We start from the raw sequence: 18,587 nt of genomic DNA, 5'->3' as shown, positions 1-18,587 counted from the left end.
GAGCGTAGAAGGACGATGACTGTTGTATCGCCAGTCGGTAAGGAAGCGCTTACTTGATGCTGCCCTTGGGCAACACCTGAACAATGGCGCTGCGCTGCAGCTGGACTTCAACGCCGGTGGCCAATTCGATGCCGAGGTAAGCATCGCCCATTTTGGTGACTTTGCCCAGCAGACCGCCAGCGGTGACCACCTCGTCACCCTTCGCCAGCGCGTCAATCATGGCGCGGTGTTCTTTTTGCTTCTTCATTTGTGGTCGGATCATCACGAAATACAACACCACAAACATCAATACCAGCGGCAACATGCTTGTCAACGAGGCCATCATCCCGCCCTCGGCAGCAGCGGCAGGGGCGGTTTGGGCAAAGGCAGAAGAAATGAACACAGCAAACTCCACAACAAAAAAGATGGGCGCCCCTGACCAAACGCCGGGGGGCGCAAAGAGTCTGATTGTATGCGGCCCAGCGGCGTAAAGACTTGTAACCCCAGCGTTTCAGGGCCCTTCGCGCCCTGCGAAACTCAGGCTGCCTTTTGCCGCTCGGCGCTGGCGGGGCGGTGAAAAGCGGCCATCAGATCTGGCCATTGCTGCTGAGCCTGCCGGACGTTGCGCGCCTTCACATGGCCATAACCCCTGATCAGCTCGGGGATCCGGGCGATTTCAACAGCAGCGGCGTGGTTGGCCGGCGTCAACGCGCTTAGGACTTCCTCCATGCTATCCAGATACTGCCCGATCAGCGCACGCTCCATTTTGCGTTCTTCGGTGCGGCCAAACGGGTCCAGACCCGTACCGCGCAGGCCTTTCAACTTGGCCAAAACCCTGAAGGCCCTCAACATCCAGGGCCCAAACTTCTTCTTTTGCAGCTCGCCCTTGTCGTTTTTCTTCGTAATCATGGGGGGGGCCAGGTGGTAATTGAGCTTGAAATCACCTTCAAACATCGCATTCACCTTGTCATGGAAGCTGCGGTCGGTGTGCAGCCGCGCCACTTCGTACTCGTCCTTGTAGGCCATAAGTTTGAAGAGGTATTTGGCGACGTTTTGGGTCAGCAGCGTTTTTCCCAATGCCGATTCGGCCTGTTGCACGCGGTTCACAAAGCTTTCATACCGTTTGGCATAGGCCGTATTCTGATAAGCCGTCAGGAATTCCACCCGGCGCGCCACCAGATCCGCCACACCCTGGCGGGGCGTCGGCATGGCGATGATCTGCGCTGATACAAACAGCTTTTCCATCGAAGGCAGGTCATGAGCGGCGCGGCGGCCCCACTCAAAGGCGGTCTTGTTGTTCTCAATCGCCACGGCGTTGAGCTCGATGGCGCGCATCAGCGACGCGTATTCCAGCGGAATCCAGCCTTTTTGCCAGGCGTAACCCAGCATCATGGGGTTGGTGTAAATGCTGTCACCCATCAGTATGGTGGCAGCGGCATCGGCATTAAAAACACCCACACCGTTCAGACCGACGGCCCGGGCGATTTCTGCGGCGCAGGCTTCGGCCGGGTTTTGCCAGTTGGCGTTGTGCACAAAGGCAGCCGTCGGCGAGCTGTAGGAATTGAGGGCCACGTGGGTGCGGCCCTCTCGCATGCGCATCATCGTTTCCTTGCCTGCGGTAACGATGGGGTCACAACCGATGATCAAGTCCGCCCCGGCCATGCTGACCCGGGTGGTGCGAATATCGTCCTGGCTGGCGCCTATCAACACATGGCTCCAGGTCGCGCCGCCTTTTTGCGCAAGGCCTCCGGCGTCTTGCGTCACGATGCCCTTGCCTTCAATGTGGCCCGCCATACCCAGTAACTGCCCGATGGTGATGACACCGGTGCCGCCCACGCCCGCCACCACAATGCCCCAGACATTGCCGTTAACACCGTTGGTAGACGGAATTTGCGGCTCGGGCATCGCGCTCAACTCAAACGGCGAGGCGGATTTTCCCTTGGCCTTTTTCTTGAGCTGCCCGCCCTCGACGGTGACAAAGCTTGGGCAAAAGCCCTTCAGGCAAGACATGTCCTTGTTGCAGGTGGACTGGTTGATCTGGCGCTTGCGGCCAAATTCGGTTTCCAGTGGCTCGACGCTCAGGCAGTTGGACTGAACGCTGCAGTCGCCGCAGCCTTCGCAGACCAGCTCGTTGATGACCACACGTTTGGCCGGGTCCACCATGGTTCCGCGTTTGCGCCGCCGACGCTTTTCGGTGGCGCAGGTCTGGTCGTAAATGATGACGGTCGTGCCCTTGATTTCACGGAACTGCCGCTGGATGGCATCGAGCTCATCGCGGTGGTGCACCGCCACGCCTTCGACCAGGGTGACACCTTCGTATTTCTCCGGTTCATCGGTGACCACCACGATTTTGACCGCACCCTCAGCTCGCATCGACTGGGCGATTTGCACCACCGAGAGCCCTTCCGGCCGCTCGCCGATCTGCTGGCCGCCGGTCATGGCTACCGCGTCGTTGTAAAGAATTTTGTAAGTGATGTTCACACCAGAGGCAATCGACTGGCGCACCGCCAGCGAGCCGCTGTGGAAGTAAGTACCGTCACCGAGGTTGGCAAAGATGTGCTGGTCGGTGGTGAAAGGTTGTTGCCCGACCCAGGGCACGCCCTCGCCGCCCATCTGTGTGAAACCGACGGTAGAACGGTCCATCCAGGTGGCCATGAAGTGGCACCCAATGCCGCCCATGGCGCGCGAGCCTTCCGGCACCACGGTGGAGGTGTTGTGAGGGCACCCCGAGCAGAACCAAGGCGCGCGGTCGCCTTTGACTTCCAGCACCTGCATGGACTGCTCTTTGGCTTGCAAGATGGCAAGCTGCGCGTCAATGCGCGCGGCCATGTCGCCGTCCACACCCATCTTCTTGAGGCGCTGTGCAATCGCGCGCGCAATGATGGCCGGCGACAAGTCGGCGTTGGCACGCAGCAAGGTGTTGGCCATGGGGTTGGGCATGGACCATTCACCGCCGGAGAAATCACCCTCCGGCTCGCTGAACTTGCCCAGCACGTTGGGCCGCACGTCGGGGCGCCAGTTGTACAGCTCTTCTTTCAGCTGGTATTCAATGACCTGGCGCTTTTCTTCCACCACCAGGATCTCGCGCAGGCCGTTGGCAAATTCGCGCGTGCCCTGCGCTTCCAGAGGCCAGACCACGCCTACCTTGTGCAGTCGAATGCCCAGCTGGCGGCAGGCCGCGTCGTCCAGCCCCAAGTCGATGAGGGCCTGGCGGGTGTCGTTGTAGGCCTTGCCGCTGGCGATGATGCCGAAGCGATCGTTCGGGCCTTCGATCACGTTGTAGTTCAGGCGGTTGGCGCGAATATACGCCAACGCGGCGTACCACTTGTAGTCAAAGAGGCGCGCCTCCTGCTCCAGCGCATGGTCGGGCCAGCGGATGTGCAGGCCGCCGGGCGGCATCTGGAAATCCGTGGGAATCTTGATCTGCACACGCTCCGGGTCAATCATCGCCGTGGCGCTGGATTCAACGATTTCCTGAATCGTCTTCATGCCGGCCCAGACGCCGGAGAAACGGCTCATGGCAAACGCGTGAATGCCCAGGTCGAGAATTTCCTGCACGTTGGCGGGAAAAAACACCGGCAGACCGCAGGCTTTGAAGATGTGATCGCTCTGGTGCGCCGCGGTGGAGCTTTTTGCGACATGGTCATCACCGGCAACGGCAATCACGCCGCCCCAGGCCGTGGTGCCCGCCATGTTGGCGTGTTTGAACACGTCCGAGCAGCGGTCTACGCCCGGCCCTTTGCCGTACCAGATGCCGAACACGCCATCAAACTTGTTGGTGCCCGGTGGCGAAAAACCCAGTTGCTGCGTGCCCCACAGAGCGGTTGCGGCCAGCTCTTCGTTGACGCCGGGCTGGAACACGATGTTCTGCGCCTTCAGAAATGGCGCTGCCTTCCATAGCGCCTGGTCATATCCGCCCAAGGGCGAGCCACGATAGCCGCTGATAAAACCCGCCGTGTTTTTGCCGAGAAGTGCGTCGCGCCGGCGCTGCAGCATCGGCAGCTTGACAAGGGCTTGCACCCCGCTCATGAAAGCCTGGCCGTGCTCTAACGAATATTTGTCGTCCAGCGTGACGGTTTCCAGGGCTTTGCGAATGTGTTCGGGTAGCGGGGCGTTCATTGTTTTGTCTCCAGTCGTGGGCATTTGCCAGCCTTGTGGGCGGGTTGTGGCTAGGCGTGCAGGATAGGCGGGCGCCTCTAGCTTCAAGCAAAGTGTAGGCGTGATGGGCAGATAAGTCTTTGCTTTTTATGCCCAATTAAACCGACTTAAAGAAAGAATCTTGCTTAAAATTGGAGGATATGGACACCTTAGACAAGTTTGACCTCGCTATCCTGAATGAATTGCAAAACGATGGTCGTCTCAGCAATACTGAACTCAGCGCCCGTGTCGGCCTGAGCGCGGCGCCCTGCTGGCGGCGTGTGCGGGCGCTGGAGGAAGGTGGGTTTATCAAGGGCTACCGCGCCGAGATAGACCGCCACAAAATCGGCCTGGGAGTGCTCGCTTTTGTCCGGCTGGACGCAGATCGCAACACCGGCGATGCCACCACACGCATGGAAGAAGCCATTCGCAAGCTACCGGAAATCATTGCCTGCCACTACATCAGCGGCACCGGCACCTTTGAACTGCAGGTGGTGGCGCAAGACCTGGACAGCTTTTCACGCTTCGCCTTGCGCAACCTGCTGAACCTGCCCAACGTCAAAGACATGCACACCAGCTTCTCGCTGGGTGAAGTCAAGGCCAGCAGCGTGCTGCCGCTGGACCATCTTCGGAGCAAATCCAGCTAGTTCTTGTGTTGGTCTAGCTGGATTTAAGCAAAACAGGCCGTTTGCCCTTGTTTAACGGGCGAAGTCAGCTATTGTTTTGATAGCGAACCGACTCGCAGCCCTCAAGCCCAACCGCCTCCCAGCGCACGGATCAGGCCCACGGTGGCCAGGTATTGCGCAGCCCGCACCTGCAGCGCCTGACGGCGATTGCGCAACTCATTGCGTTGCGCATCCAGGAGCTCCAGCTGGCTCACCAGCCCGTTGCGGTAACGCGAATCAGACAACACAGTGGCGCGGCTGCTGGCGGCGACAGAGCGGGATTGCGCGTCGGATTGCTCGTCCAGCAGCTTCAGCGTTGACAGCTGATCCTCTACATCCCGAAAGGCCACCAGGATTTGCTCCCGGTAATTGGCCATGGCGATGTCCAGCTCAGCGTTTGCGTTTTGCACACCGGCCTCGCGTCGGCCACCGTCAAGCAGCGGCAATGACAGCAGCGCAGCAACCCCCCACACCCGCGTGGACATTTTGAACAGGTCCTGGATTTCGGGCGCTGCCCACCCGCCGCTTGCCGTGAGTGAAAAGCTGGGAAACCACGCGGCTTTGGCCACACCTACACGCGCTTGGGCCGCCTGCAGCGAATTTTGCGCGGCGGCAATATCGGGGCGGCGCTCCAGCACCGTGCTGGGCACACCTGCCGGGATCAGCGGCAAGGCACTGGCCCAGGCAGCGGGCGACAGTTGAAAGCTGGACGGCTGCTCGCCGACCAGAACCGCGAGCGCATGCTCTGTCTGCGCGCGGCGGCGGTCCAGCGCCAGCGCTTCTGTTTCTGTCGACGCGACCTCGGTTCGCACGCGCGCCACATCCAGCTCGGCAATGTCGCCTTCCCTGAAGCGCACTTCGGTCAGGCGCAAGGTGTTGCGATAAGCCTGCAGCGTGTCACGCACCAGCGCGCGCTCGGCGTCCAGTGCCCGCAGGCTCAGATAAGTCTGGGCCACGTCGGCCTGCACCAGGAGGCGCGTGCTTCGCAGCAGGGCTTCGCGCGACGCTGCGTCCAGCGAGGCGGCATCGGACGCGCCCGACAACTTGCCAAAGAGGTCAATCTCATACGACAGATTGGCGCCTGCGCTCACCACGGTTCTGGGCTGGTTGCGGGCATTCGGGTCGGTCTGGCGCACCACGCCGCCGCCCAGCCCCAACTGCAGGGAACGGTCGGCATCGGTGGAACGCGCAATGGCACGGGCCTGCGCCAGGCGGGCCGCAGCCACCTGCACCGTGTTGTTGTTGCGTCCCGCTTGGTCCACCAGTTGATCGAGCACGGGATCGGCAAACACTTTCCACCAGGTGCCCTGGGCTTTCGCCTCAGGCGCCTGAGTGGCTACGGCAGCGGAAGCCGTCGGTGCCCTGAAGGCAGAGGGCGCGGCAGGCACGCTGGAAAGGTCCAGCGCGGGGCTGGTGGCGCAGCCAGCCAGCACCAGCGCCAACGTAAGCGGGGCCAGCCGTAGCAGGGCAAGGGAAGAGATTTGTTGATTCATGTTGTGACTCCTGCGATCAGCTTGTTCGTGCTTATTCGTGCTGCTTCAGTGCAGCAGCCGGTTGCGCTTGCGGCCCGGCGCCACCGCCGGCGTGGCTGCCAGCAAAGGGTTCCAGGTGCGGCACTTCACCATGCAGCTTGAGCGGACGATTGCCCGTGAGGCCGCGCAAGGTCACATAAAAGACGGGTGTGAGGAAGAGGCCAAAAGCTGTCACACCAATCATTCCGGCAAATACGGCCACACCCATGGCGTGGCGCATCTCTGCGCCAGCGCCAGAGGCCAACACCAGCGGTAACACACCCATGATGAAAGCCAGCGAGGTCATCAAAATGGGGCGCAGACGCAGGCGACTGGCCTCGATGGCGGCTTGCAGCGGTGTGCGGCCGGCAAACTCCAGCTCACGCGCAAACTCCACAATCAAAATAGCGTTTTTCGCTGACAAGCCCACCAGCACCACCAGTCCGATCTGCGTGAAGATGTTGTTGTCACCCCCGGTTAGCTTGACGCCCAGCATCGCGGCCAACAGGCCCATGGGAACAATCAGGATGATGGCAATCGGCAAGGTCAGGCTTTCATACTGGGCAGCCAGCACAAGGAACACCAGCAGCAGCGCGAGCGGGAAGACCCATATCGCCGAGTTGCCGGCGATGATTTCCTGATAGGTGAGATCGGTCCACTCATAGCTGATGCCGGGCGGCAGGGTTTCTGCAGCGACGCGGGCAACCGCGTCCTGCGCCTGGCCGGAGGAAAATCCTGGCGCTGCGCCGCCATTGATGTCGGCCGCGAGGAAACCGTTGTAGCGCATGGCGCGCTCCGGCCCAAAGCTAGGCGTGACCTTCATCAGTGCGGAGAGCGGCACCATTTCGCCCGTGTTGGAGCGAACCTTTAACAGACCAATGTCTTCAGCGCGTGCGCGGTAGGGCGCATCAGCCTGAACCCGAACGGAATAGGTGCGGCCAAACTTGTTGAAGTCATTGGCGTACAGGCTGCCCAGGTAGATCTGCATGGTGTCGAACACCTCGGTGATCGGCACACCCAGCTGACGCGCTTTGGTCCGGTCGATGTCGGCATACAGCTGCGGCACGTTGACCTGAAAGCTGGAAAACAAGCCAGCCAGCTCGGGCGCCTGGCGGGCCTTGGCCATAAAGGCTTTTGTCGCGGCGTCGAGCGCGTCATAACCCAGCGAGCCCCGGTCTTCCAGCTGCAACTTGAAGCCGCCGGTCGTGCCCAGGCCCTGGACAGGCGGTGGTGGAAACATCGCGATAAAGGCTTCCTGAATGCCGCCGAACTTGCCGTTGAGTTGGCCCGCGATGGCGCCCGCGCTCAAGTCTGCAGTGGTGCGCTGGTCAAACGGTTTCAGCGACAGAAACACGATGCCCGAGTTGGAGCTGTTGGTAAAGCCGTTGATCGACAGGCCCGGGAAAGCAATCGCGTGCTCCACACCGGACTGCTTCATCGCGATGTCGCTGATGCGGCGGATCACGTCTTCCGTGCGGTCCAGTGTGGCGCCGTCGGGCAGCTGGGCAAAGCCGATGAGGTACTGCTTGTCCTGCCCGGGCACAAAACCTCCGGGCACGACCTTGAAGATGCCCACCGTTGCCAGCACCAGCACCAGGTACACGCCCAGCATCACGGCCTTGCGTGAGATCGCGCCTTTGACACCGCGGCTGTAGTTTTCGGAACCGCGGCTAAAGGCCTTGTTGAAGGCCCGGAAAATTGGGCCAAACACTTTGTCCATGCCGCGGGTCAGTGCGTCTTTGGGTTCGTTGTGTCCTTTGAGCAGCAATGCCGCGAGTGCTGGAGACAGGGTCAGCGAATTGATGGCTGAAATCACCGTCGAGATCGCAATCGTGAGCGCAAACTGCTTGTAGAACTGACCCGACAACCCACTGATAAAGGCGAGTGGGACAAACACCGCAATCAGCACCAGCGCAATCGCAATGATGGGGCCCGATACCTCACGCATGGCACGGTAGGTGGCATCGCGTGGGCTCAATCCCGCCTCGATGTTTCGCTCGACGTTTTCGACCACCACGATGGCGTCGTCAACCACAATGCCGATGGCGAGTACCAGCCCGAAAAGGCTGAGCGCGTTGATCGAAAAGCCGAACAGGTGCATGACCGCAAAAGTGCCAACCACCGACACCGGTACCGCCAACAGGGGAATGATGGAAGCACGCCAGGTTTGCAAAAAGATGATCACCACCAGCACCACGAGGGCGATGGCTTCGAGCAATGTGTGCACCACAGCCTCAATGGACGAACGCACAAACTGGGTGGTGTCGTAGACGATTTCGTAGTCCACGCCCTCGGGCATGGTTTTCTTCAGATCCCGCATCACGGCCTGCACGTCGTCTGAAATCTGAATGGCGTTGGAGCCTGGCGCCGCAAACACCGGAATCGCCACGGCCTGTTTGTTGTCCAGCAAGGAGCGCAAGGCGTAGTCGGACGAGCCCAGTTCCAGACGGGATATGTCGCGCAGGCGGGTCACCGCGCCGCCCTTTTCGGTTTTGACAATGATGTCGCCAAATTCCTCTTCGTTTTGCAGCCTGCCCTGCGCATTGATCGAGAGCTGCAAGTCCACACCGGGTAGCCCCGGAGAGGCGCCCACCACACCCGCTGCGGCCTGGACGTTTTGCTCACGAATGGCGCGCACCACGTCGCTGGCCGACATGCCGCGCTCGGCCACCTTTTGCGGGTCCAGCCAGACGCGCATCGAGTAATCACCCGAGCCGAACAGCAGCACTTGGCCCACGCCGTTGATACGCGCCAGCCTGTCCTTGATGTTGAGCACGCCGTAGTTGCGCAAATAGGTCATGTCGTAGCGGTCGTTTGGCGACAGCAAGTGCACCACCATCGTGAGATCGGGCGAACTTTTGACTGTTGTCACACCCACGCGGCGCACCTCTTCGGGCAGGCGCGGTTGGGCTTGCGCCACGCGGTTTTGCACCAGCTGCTGCGCTTTGTCCGGATCGGTACCGAGCTTGAAGGTGACGTTGAGCGTCATCAAGCCATCGGTCGTTGCCTGGCTGCTCATATAGAGCATTCCGTCGACGCCGTTAATGGATTCTTCGAGCGGAGTGGCGACCGTCTCGGCAATCACTTTGGGATTGGCACCAGGGTATTGCGCGCGCACGACGATGGTGGGCGGCACCACATCCGGGTACTCGGCAATGGGCAGCGCCCGCAGGGCGATCAACCCGGAGATAAACATCAGCAGTGACAACACGCCGGCAAAGATCGGCCTGTCGATAAAAAACTTGGATAGATTCATGATGTGCTTGTTCTGGTTTTTCCGGCGGCGGGGCTCAGGACTTGGCCGCAACCGCCACAGGCTTGCCGCTCAACTCGGCCTTGGCGGACATGTCCACCATTTGCGGCTCCACCACCGCGCCAGGCCGAATGCGCTGCAGTCCGTTGACCACGATGCGTTCATTCGCGGCCAGCCCTTGCTTGACAACGCGCAGGCCGTTGACCGAGGCGCCCAGCGTGACCTCGCGGTAGATAGCCTTGTTGTCGGCGCCCACCACCATCACAAACTTTTTGCTCTGGTCGGTACCGACCGCACGCTCGTTGATCAGCAAAGCGGCGCTTTTGCTCGCCTGGCCCATGCGGATGCGCGCAAACTGACCGGGCATCAGCTGGCCGTCTTTGTTGTCAAACACAGCGCGTGCGCGCACGGTGCCGCTTTTGGCGTCCACCTGGTTGTCCACGAGTTGCAGCCGACCTTCGTGCGGCGTGTCGGTGTCCGCGGCCGTGCCCATCATGACGGGAATACGCTCCAGACGACGCCCGCCGGACCCCGCCTGCACGTCTTTCAGTGCCTTGGCCACGGCCTGCTCATCGGCATCAAAGCTCGCATAGATAGGGCTCACCGATACCACGGTGGTCAGCACCGGCGCACCGGGCCCGGCTGCAACCAGATTGCCAGTCGTTACTTCCAGTCTTCCCGCGCGGCCCGCCACTGGTGCCCGCACTTGGGTGTAGCCCAGGCTGAGCCGGGCGGTTTGCAAAGCAGCTTGCGCCGCACGCAGGTTGGCTTCGGCCTCACCCTTGCCATTGGTTCGTTCGTCAAATTCGCGCTTCGAAATCGCCTGCTCGCTCCACAGGCGCTGCGAACGCTCCTGCTCGCCTTTGGCCTGTGTGACCCGCGCCAGCGCTGCGGCCACCTGGGCGTCGGCCCGCTCCACCTCGGCGGCATAGGGCGCAGGGTCCAGGGTCAGCAACAGCTCGCCTTTTTTGACCAGTGCGCCTTCACGGAAATGCACGCGTTGAATGGTGCCGGCTACGCGAGGACGGATGTCGACCCGATCCACGGCTTCGAGCCGGCCAGAAAACTCATCCCATGCCGCCACATCACTTTGCACGACCGTGGCAACGGACACCGGCGTGGCTGCCGGCGCAGCGCCTGCGGCAGACTCAGCTTTGCTGCTGGACACGCCGAAAACCACCGCAGAAATACCGGTTACTGCGAGCACCGCCACCACGACGGCCAACAGGCGATGTTTGGGGCTGATTGTTTGAAACGACTGCATGAAAACTCCCTCCAGAGATATTGGAAAAAAAAACAAACTGCCGCCCGACTTCAAATCGGGCTGCAAGAATCACATGAATAAGGTTATTTGTGTACGCTGTTCACAATAGCGTATCAGAGGTAGTGGACATCGTCCACATATTTGGGTTTGATCCTTTGTGCATCAGGCAGCCTCCCCGCGACCACTGCCTTTTGCGCGCGCAATGTTGCTTAAAAACTGACTTAGCTGCTCGCGCACTTCGGGCATCCAGGCCGCTTCCTCACACGAAGGCGAGTGGTAGCTGCACGGCCAGCCCGTTGAAACAGACAACACCAGGGCGTGCACTGATACCCCACTCGCCCGTAGCCGGGACGCATAAGCCAGCGTTTCATCGCGCAGGGGATCGTCCTCAGCGGTGATCAACAGCGTGGGCGGCAAGCCCGCCAAACGCAGCGACGCGCCTGGGGCCGCATAGGGATGGGTGGCATCCTCTGGCCGCGGAAGGTAGTGGTGCCAGCCGTCTGCCCACATGCAGCCCACCGGACCAGCGGCTGCGCCCCGCAAAGAGGCGGTTCCCAGGCAGGGATCCAGCATGGGCGAAAACAATATCTGTCCGGCCGGGGGCGGCTCACCGCGGTCCCGCGCCATGAGCGAAACCGCTGCGGCAATGTTGCCGCCGGCTTCTTCACCGGCCACAAAAAGGGGCGCCTGATGGCCCGCCAGCTTGCGGCGGAATTTGCCGGCCCAGACCAGCGCGGCATACCCAGCCTCCACCGCGTCTGGAAAGGGATGGGTCGGGGCGAGCGGGTATTCGAGCGAAACCACCACCGCACCGGTGGCAGCCAGCAGACTGGCGACGCAAGTCCCGTTTTCCAGCTTGCCGGCGACAAACGCTCCGCCGTGAAAGTGCAGGATCAGGGGTAAAACCTTTCCACGCTGGGGGCGACCGTAAATGCGCACATTCAGCAGTTTTTCGACGCCCGGGGCGCCCACGGGAATCTGCCGGTCTTCCCAACAGCGAGCAGGCAGCGCCGTCGGGGAGCGAAGATGGGGTGATGTGGACATGACGGCAGTAACGGCGGGTGCGTGTGGGGGAAACCGTGACGATATGCCAAGCCTTCAAAACAATAAATAGCCGAATTGCCTATACTTTGTTTCAGATTTGGAACAATGACTGGCTCAGATCGCACTAGCATTGCGGTCTTCACAAAGGAAAAAGCCCCAATGGACAAATTCACTGCCATGCAGGCTTTCGTTCGGGTCGTCGAAGCCGGGACCTTCACCAAAGCGTCCGACTCCATGGGCATGCCCAAAGCCACGGTGACCCGGCTGATCCAGAATCTTGAAAAAGAGCTGGACACCAAGCTGCTGAACCGCACCACGCGAAAAGTGACGGTCACCGCCGACGGCGCGGCCTACTTTGAAAGGGTCGGCCGCCTGCTGGGGGACGTGCAGGAGCTGGAGTCGAGCATGTCGCGCGCCAAGGCCAGCCCCCGCGGACGGCTGAAGATTGACATTCCGGGCTCGCTGGGCAGCACCGTCATCATTCCAGCATTGCCCGACTTTTATGCCCGATACCCTGACATCCAGATTGAACTGGGCGTGAGCGACAGGCCGGTGGACATCATTGCCGACAACGTGGACTGCGTGGTGCGCGGCGGTGAGCTGGTAGACCAGTCGCTGGTGGCCAGACGGGTGGGCGAACTCCACCTCATGACCTGCGCAACGCCTGCCTATTTGCGGCGCCATGGCACACCCACGCACCCCAGCGAGCTGGCGCATGGCCATACCCTGGTGCGCTACATGTCGCCGCGCACCGGACGCCTTTTCCCGATCGAGATGTACAAGGATGGTGAGTCCTTTGAAGTCACTGGTCACCACATGCTGGCGCTGAATGACTCCGCGTCTGGCGTTGCCGCGGCTCTGGCTGGCTTGGGTGTCACCCACACCCTGAGCCTGCTGGTGCAGGGACACATCAGCACGGGCGCTTTGGTCCCCCTGTTTGCAGGCTGGTGCTCCGAGTCGCCGCCCATTCATGTGGTGTACCCCCCCAACCGGCATCTGAGCAACAAGGTCCGCGTGTTTGTGGACTGGGTGGCAGAATTGTTTGCCTCCCACGACCTGATGCAGCGCAAATGCAGCTTGCCAAGGCCAGTCACAGCTTTACTGGAGCCCGCATGAGCCACAAGCGACGCCGCTGCCTTTCGGCACTACTACTGGTGATGGTCGGGTCCGCCATGCCGGCAGCCTGGTCACAGACCTTCTCCGGCGCAGAGCAACTGCCGCCGAGAAACCTGCAGATTGAGGTGCGGCAAATCCGGGACAGCAGTCAGTCACAGATCCAACTGGGCGCATCCGGCGTCGTGGTGTTGCAGCCCGGCCAGTCGGGCGGACGCGTAGACATCACCGCCGCCAGAAACCAGCGCAGCGATTCTGGCGACCTGGTCCAGCGTGTGCTGGTGCTCAACGGCCGCGGCGCCAACATCATGCTGGGCAACAGTGTGCCCCTGCGCCTGCTGCAGGGATATGTGCGGAACGGCGTCGTTCGCTACACCAGGAGCACCGTGCTGGTGGATACCAACAGCGGGTTTTCGGCCAGGCCCATCTGGCGCGGAGACAACATCGCAGAGCTGGAGCTGTCTGCGGTGCAAAGCAACCGAAACTCAGCGGCACTGCCAGCGCAGACCAGCGTTGTCACCACCCTGGCCCTGCCGTTGAACGAGTGGGTGACCGTGGCGCAATCGGATGATGCGATGAATGGGAGCAACAGTGGCTCATGGAGCAGCGGCCAAACAGCGGCGTACTCTTCGCTGACGGTGCAAGTCAGGATGACGGCGCGCTAAGCGCTATTATTTCAATAGCAAACCATTGCCGTCCTTTATGGGCAAACCGCCATTTTCATCACTCAAACCAGGTAAAAGCGGCTTGAGGAGCCCGTTCAGGCAAAAACCGCTATTTGGGCCACAACACCCATAAGCGCAGGGGCTGGTTGACGCGACTGGCCAACTGACCCGCCTCCGGACCTGTGCCGGCAAAATAATCGGCCCGCACAGCACCAACGATGGCGCTCCCGGTGTCCTGCGCCATCACCAGTTTCTGTAAATCAAGCGTTGCGCCACGTGAGGCCAGCCACACCGGCGTGCCGTAGGGAATGCTTTCCCGATCCACCGCAATCGAGCGTCCGCCGGTTAGCGCCACGCCTTGCGCGCCGCGCGGACCGGACGATGCGTCCACCTCATTCAGAGCTTCTTCGCGGAAAAAGATGTAGCGCGGGTTGCTCCACAGCAGTTGCGGCACACGCTGCGGATTTTGTGAGGCCCACATCTTGGTGGATTCTGTCCAGGGGGCCGTCATGCGGCCCTGACCCTGCTCCGCCAGCCACTGGGTGATGCTGCGAAAGGGCTGGTCATTGGTGCCCGCAAAAGCCACGCGCACGGTGCGCTGCGTACCGTCAGCCTCAGTAACCGCCAGCCTCCCCGAGCCCTGAATGTGCAGGGACATCGCGTCAATCGGGTCGGCCAGCCACGCAATTTCTTTCCCGCGCAACGCGGCCTGCGCCTCGGGCAACGTGTCGATTTCCTGTCGGGTGTACCAGGGTTTGCGGCTGCCCAAACCGGCCGGTGGCTGGTAGAGCGGCACGGTGTACCCGGCGCCGGGCTGGCGCGCAGCCTTGAGCACGGGCTCGTAATAACTGGTGAGCAGGCCCTCAGCCTGACCTTGCAGTGTTTCCACACGGTAAGGTTGCAGCCGGTTCATCATCCACGCGCGCTGCTCGGCGCCGGTTGCAATGCTCAAACGCCGCACATCGCCGCACAGAGGCGCAAAAACCGGTCCCGGCCGCTCGCAACTTTTCAGCCAGGCATTCCAGGCTTCAAACAGGGCATCGGTTTCAAAGCCTGGCAACTCTGCCCAACGTACAGGGACCCAACGGCTTTTCCCCTGCGTCCGGATCCCCGGCAAAGTAGAGACATCGTCAGGACGGGGTAGCGTGACAGTACCGCCCGGCGTTGCCGGCGGCGGCACAAGTACAGGTGGACTGCCACAAGATGCCAGCGCAAGTGCGACGGCGATAATGGCGAGAGGTTGCGTAATAATTCGGGAAAAAACAGTCATGGCCTTACTTTTACTGGAAGCCCTGGGGGCCTTAATGATTCTGGTTTTCATCGTCTGGTGGACCATGTTTTCGGGCCGCAAGAACGGCGAACTCAAGGACAGCCACCAGGAAGCCGACCCTGACACGCAGAACAAGCCGGACAAGCCGCTATAAATTACGTAGCAGGTTGGCAAGCTCTACAGCAGACTTGACCTTCATTTTGTCAAACACCCTGGCGCGGTGGACCTCCACCGTACGCACGCTGATGTCGAGTTGATCGGCCACCAGCTTGTTCGGCAAGCCCTCCACCACCAGCTTCATCACATCCCGCTCTCGCTCGGTCAGGCCGTCCAGACGTGATTGCAGGCTGGTGTGCTCACTGCGCTGGGCCAGTGCCGCAGCAGACTGCGCCAGAGCTTGCTCGATGCGGTCCACCAGCACGTTGTCGGAAAACGGTTTCTCGCAAAAGTCAAAGGCCCCGCGTTTGACCGCGTCAACGGCGGTCGGGACATCCGCATGACCGGTCAGAAAAATCACCGGCAAGGTTGGCAGCAGGCCATAGGCAATCAGGTTCTCGAACATCGCCAGACCACTCATGCCGCCCATGCGGACATCGAGCAGGGCGCACGAGGGCGACTTGATCTGAAACTGCCCGGAGATGCGCTCGTCAAACGCTTCAGCGCTGTCAAACGACTCACTGGGCAAGCGCCTTGAGCGCAGCAACCAGGCCAGCGCCTCGCGCACACTCGCATCGTCGTCAACGATATAAACCGTGGCATTTTGGGTCGGCTCCATCGCAACTCCTTTGCAATCTAGGCAAGCAGCGCTGCAGGTGCGGATGCAGTTGCGGTCGCTACCGGCAGGGTGAAAGTGAAGATGGTACCCCGGGGTTGCCCCGGCTCGAAGCCGAGAAAGCCGCCATGCTGCTCGATCACCGTCCGGCACAGGCTCAGGCCCAGCCCCATGCCTTCAGCCTTGGTGGTGAAAAACGGGGTAAAGAGCTGCTGCGCCACATTCTCGGGAATGCCTTCTCCCTGATCGATGACAGCAAACTCCACCCAGCGACTCTGCGCATTGGAGGCCGCTGGCCGTACACGCAGGGTCAGCAGCTTTTCAATCTGGCTTGTATCCAGGCCTTGCATGGCCTGCATGCCATTGCGGGCCAGATTGAGCAAAACCTGTTCGACCATGGTTCGGTCGCACACCACCGGGCCGCAGGTCTCGTCCACCTGCATCAACACCCGCACCCCCAGCTTGCGCGCCTGAAGGCTGACCAGCGGCATCACCGCGTCCAGCAGCGCGCGGGGCGCAATGGGCTCACGCACCTGGTCGCGCCGCCGCACGAAGTCATGCACGCTCTTGATGACCTTGCCGGCGCGCTCGGCTTGTTCTGCAATGCGCCGCATGGCTTGCTGCAGATCTTCGCTGTGGGGCAAGGTCCCTGCCTCTCCGGGCGACTCTGAGGCGCTCTGCAGCAAATTGAGCGAGCCGGTGGCATAACTGGAAATGGCTGCAAGAGGCTGGTTCAATTCATGACTCAGCAAGGAGGCCATCTCGCCCACCGTGGCCAGCCGGGCCGTGGCCTGCAGGCGGTCCTGGCTGGTACGCGACAACTCCTCAATGCGCCGCTGCTCGCTGACATCAAGCACCGCGCTCATCCAGCCGGTCTGCTTGCCGACCGCATTGATCAGGGGGGCTTCAATGATGAGAACCGGAAAACGCGCGCCATCGCGGCGCATGAAAACCGATTCAAATCCTTCGCGCGGCAGATTTGCGCCTACCGACAGCCGGCTCGCCTGACGTTTCTGATATTCGCTGACCTGCTCGGGCGGCCAGTAAGGCGGGGGAGTGCTCTGCTGCAGCAACTCTTTGGCCTCAAGACCCACCATCTGGCAAAAAGCAGGGTTGACATAGGTGACGCGTCCCTGAAGGTCCCGGGCCCGCATGCCAGTTACCAGCGAGTCCTCCATGGCCTTGCGAAAAGCAAGCGCCTCAGCCAGGTCATGTTCGACCTTGAGTCGGCGACGCATGTCGCGGCCCAGCAAGGTCAGCACGGCCACCAGCGCCAATGACATGGCGGCCACCAGCGCGGTCAGCAAATTGGGAAAAAGGGCCGGGGTTCCGAGGCGGCTCTCAAGCCGGACCACCAGGGTGTTGCCCGGCAAGTCCAGCAGTTGCTGGGCGACATAGGCGCGGCTACCGCGCGCCGGGCTTCCGTACATGGCCAGCCGGGTGCCGTCGGCCTCGGTAAACGCAACGCCCTGGTCGCGCGCCACTTGCTTGCCCACCAGTTCGGACAGGATTTCCGGCAGCGAGTAGGTAGCCACCAGGTACCCTGTGAGCTGACCGGCAAATAGCACCGGCAGACACATGTCCAGAACTTCAAGGCCTAGTCCATCTGCCTGCGGCAAAAAATAACTGCTGGAGTATGCGGGGCCGCTGAAGCGGCGCGCGGCAGCGCAGGCAAAGCTGACATCGGTGAAGGAGCTGTCCCGACCAAGCTTCTCAAACACCGAGGTACGGTAGGGCGTTTCGACATGCGCCACGGGGGTCAGCGCAGCATCGCGCCACTCAACGCGCACCATTTCCCGGTGGGTGCGAAGCAGCTCTGCGGCAGGGCCCAGCCAAGAATCCGGCGTAGGGCTGCTGGCCTGCAGGGCCTGAAACCCCTGAATGTTCCGCGTCAGTGCTGCCCGGATATCGGTGGCCGTTTGCGCAGCGTCCTGCTCCAGCCGGCTTTGCACCTGACTCGATTCGTAGCGCCCCGCCAGCCACACCAGTGTCGACAGCAGGGCAACCAACAACGCGACCAGCAACACCCACAATCCCCAGCGCCGGCTCCAGCGTCGGCGCCATGCGGGCATGGGCACCCGGTTTGCAGCTTCAGCGCTCAACGAGTTCACAAGACCCCGTGATTGAGAGCCGGCAACTGCTGACGAACAGCCTGCAGGCGACTGGCCAGTACCTCGCCCAGCACTACCGCAGGTCCCTGCGCATGCTGCGCCACGATCTCGCCCCAGGGATCGGCGATCAGGCTTTGGCCCCAGGTGCGACGACCGTTCTCATGTTCGCCGCCTTGTGCTGCTGCCACCACGTAAGCCAGGTTTTCGATGGCACGCGCGCGCAGCAACACTTCCCAGTGGGCGCGACCCGTGGTCACCGTGAAAGCGCTGGGCACCACCAGCAAGTCGGCTTTGAGTGCGCGGTACAACTCGGGAAAACGCAGGTCGTAGCAAATGCTCAACCCCACGCGATAAATGTGCCCGTCAACCGACGGCAGGTCAAAAGTCACCGGCGCTGCGCCGCGCTCAATCACCCGTGACTCGTCGTACTGCTCCTGCCCGTTGTCAAAGCGGAACAGATGAATCTTGTCGTAACGCGCAGCACATTGCCCGGTGGGCGCGTAGACCAGCGAGCTGTTGCGCACATGTTGCTCGTCACCGGCGCGCAAGGGCACGGTACCGCCAGCAATCCACACCTTGAACTTCCGCGCGCTATCGGCCAAAAAGTCCTGAATTGGCCCCTGGCCAGGCGATTCCTGCGCACCGAGTTTGTCGGTTTCCTTCAAGCCCATCAGGCAAAAATATTCCGGCAGTACGGCCAACTCAGCCCCCTGAGCGGCTGCACTCTCCAGCAACAAGCGAGCAGCATCCAGATTGCCCTGAACACTGGCACCTGAGACCATCTGAAGTGCGGCGACTTGCAT

14 protein-coding genes are annotated in these 18,587 nt (G+C 61.4%); 4 read left to right on the top strand and 10 right to left on the bottom strand.

From position 1 onward, the window contains the following. Positions 1–49 precede the first annotated feature (49 nt). The gene (gene yajC / locus VE934_RS08495; RefSeq protein ID WP_324886342.1) at positions 50–382 is read right to left on the bottom strand and encodes a preprotein translocase subunit YajC; all 333 of its coding nucleotides are present in this window, start codon (positions 380–382) and stop codon (positions 50–52) included. A gap of 134 nt (positions 383–516) precedes the next feature. Beyond that, the gene (locus VE934_RS08490; protein WP_324886340.1) at positions 517–4,098 is read right to left on the bottom strand and encodes an indolepyruvate ferredoxin oxidoreductase family protein; all 3,582 of its coding nucleotides are present in this window, start codon (positions 4,096–4,098) and stop codon (positions 517–519) included. 179 nt (positions 4,099–4,277) lie between these two features. Between VE934_RS08490 and VE934_RS08485 the strand changes: the two genes are divergently transcribed. Continuing rightward, positions 4,278–4,763, top strand: a complete 486-nt coding sequence (locus tag VE934_RS08485) for an Lrp/AsnC family transcriptional regulator (protein ID WP_324886338.1) — start codon at positions 4,278–4,280, stop codon at positions 4,761–4,763. A 101-nt stretch (positions 4,764–4,864) separates the two neighbouring features. On the opposite strand, the gene VE934_RS08480 is transcribed toward VE934_RS08485, so the two are convergent. The 4 genes from VE934_RS08480 to VE934_RS08465 form a co-directional block, all read right to left on the bottom strand. Next, positions 4,865–6,274, bottom strand: a complete 1,410-nt coding sequence (locus tag VE934_RS08480) for an efflux transporter outer membrane subunit (protein ID WP_324886336.1) — start codon at positions 6,272–6,274, stop codon at positions 4,865–4,867. Between the two features lie 31 nt (positions 6,275–6,305). Continuing rightward, positions 6,306–9,548, bottom strand: a complete 3,243-nt coding sequence (locus VE934_RS08475) for an efflux RND transporter permease subunit (RefSeq protein ID WP_324886334.1) — start codon at positions 9,546–9,548, stop codon at positions 6,306–6,308. A gap of 34 nt (positions 9,549–9,582) precedes the next feature. Continuing rightward, positions 9,583–10,809 carry an efflux RND transporter periplasmic adaptor subunit gene (locus VE934_RS08470; protein ID WP_324886332.1) on the bottom strand — a complete coding sequence of 409 codons (1,227 nt, stop codon included), beginning with the start codon at positions 10,807–10,809 and terminating at the stop codon, positions 9,583–9,585. Positions 10,810–10,971: 162 nt separating this feature from the next. Further along, positions 10,972–11,853: an alpha/beta hydrolase gene (locus tag VE934_RS08465; RefSeq protein WP_324886330.1), complete on the bottom strand. Its 882-nt coding sequence runs from the start codon at positions 11,851–11,853 to the stop codon at positions 10,972–10,974. A 159-nt stretch (positions 11,854–12,012) separates the two neighbouring features. Between VE934_RS08465 and VE934_RS08460 the strand changes: the two genes are divergently transcribed. Continuing rightward, the gene (locus VE934_RS08460) at positions 12,013–12,969 is read left to right on the top strand and encodes a LysR family transcriptional regulator (protein ID WP_324886328.1); all 957 of its coding nucleotides are present in this window, start codon (positions 12,013–12,015) and stop codon (positions 12,967–12,969) included. Further along, complete coding sequence (locus tag VE934_RS08455) at positions 12,966–13,631, top strand: hypothetical protein (RefSeq protein WP_324886326.1); 666 nt, start codon at positions 12,966–12,968, stop codon at positions 13,629–13,631. Before VE934_RS08460 ends, VE934_RS08455 begins: the two co-directional genes overlap by 4 nt. A gap of 109 nt (positions 13,632–13,740) precedes the next feature. Here the strand turns inward: VE934_RS08455 and VE934_RS08450 are convergent, their stop codons facing one another. Further along, the gene (locus VE934_RS08450; protein WP_324886324.1) at positions 13,741–14,967 is read right to left on the bottom strand and encodes a murein transglycosylase A; all 1,227 of its coding nucleotides are present in this window, start codon (positions 14,965–14,967) and stop codon (positions 13,741–13,743) included. Between VE934_RS08450 and VE934_RS08445 the strand changes: the two genes are divergently transcribed. Continuing rightward, the gene (locus tag VE934_RS08445) at positions 14,900–15,055 is read left to right on the top strand and encodes a hypothetical protein (protein WP_324886322.1); all 156 of its coding nucleotides are present in this window, start codon (positions 14,900–14,902) and stop codon (positions 15,053–15,055) included. The two genes, VE934_RS08450 and VE934_RS08445, sit on opposite strands and share 68 nt — an antisense overlap. On the opposite strand, the gene VE934_RS08440 is transcribed toward VE934_RS08445, so the two are convergent. Genes VE934_RS08440 through VE934_RS08430 form a run of 3 tightly spaced genes read right to left on the bottom strand, consistent with a single transcriptional unit; the run spans position 15,050 to position 18,587 of the window. Further along, positions 15,050–15,676 carry a response regulator transcription factor gene (locus tag VE934_RS08440; protein ID WP_324886320.1) on the bottom strand — a complete coding sequence of 209 codons (627 nt, stop codon included), beginning with the start codon at positions 15,674–15,676 and terminating at the stop codon, positions 15,050–15,052. The genes VE934_RS08445 and VE934_RS08440 overlap by 6 nt on opposite strands. A 17-nt stretch (positions 15,677–15,693) precedes the next feature. Further along, a complete protein-coding gene (locus VE934_RS08435) occupies positions 15,694–17,745 on the bottom strand; it encodes a sensor histidine kinase (protein ID WP_324886318.1) in 2,052 nt (683 codons plus the stop codon). 35 nt (positions 17,746–17,780) lie between these two features. Then, on the bottom strand, positions 17,781–18,587 hold the full coding sequence (locus tag VE934_RS08430; RefSeq protein WP_324886316.1) for a carbon-nitrogen hydrolase family protein: 807 nt from the start codon (positions 18,585–18,587) through the stop codon (positions 17,781–17,783).

It is taken from the genome of Polaromonas sp. (assembly GCF_035638815.1).
Classification (GTDB): domain Bacteria; phylum Pseudomonadota; class Gammaproteobacteria; order Burkholderiales; family Burkholderiaceae_C; genus Polaromonas.
Note: the sequence above shows the minus strand (reverse complement) of the source record. Positions and strands in the feature narration are given on the sequence as shown.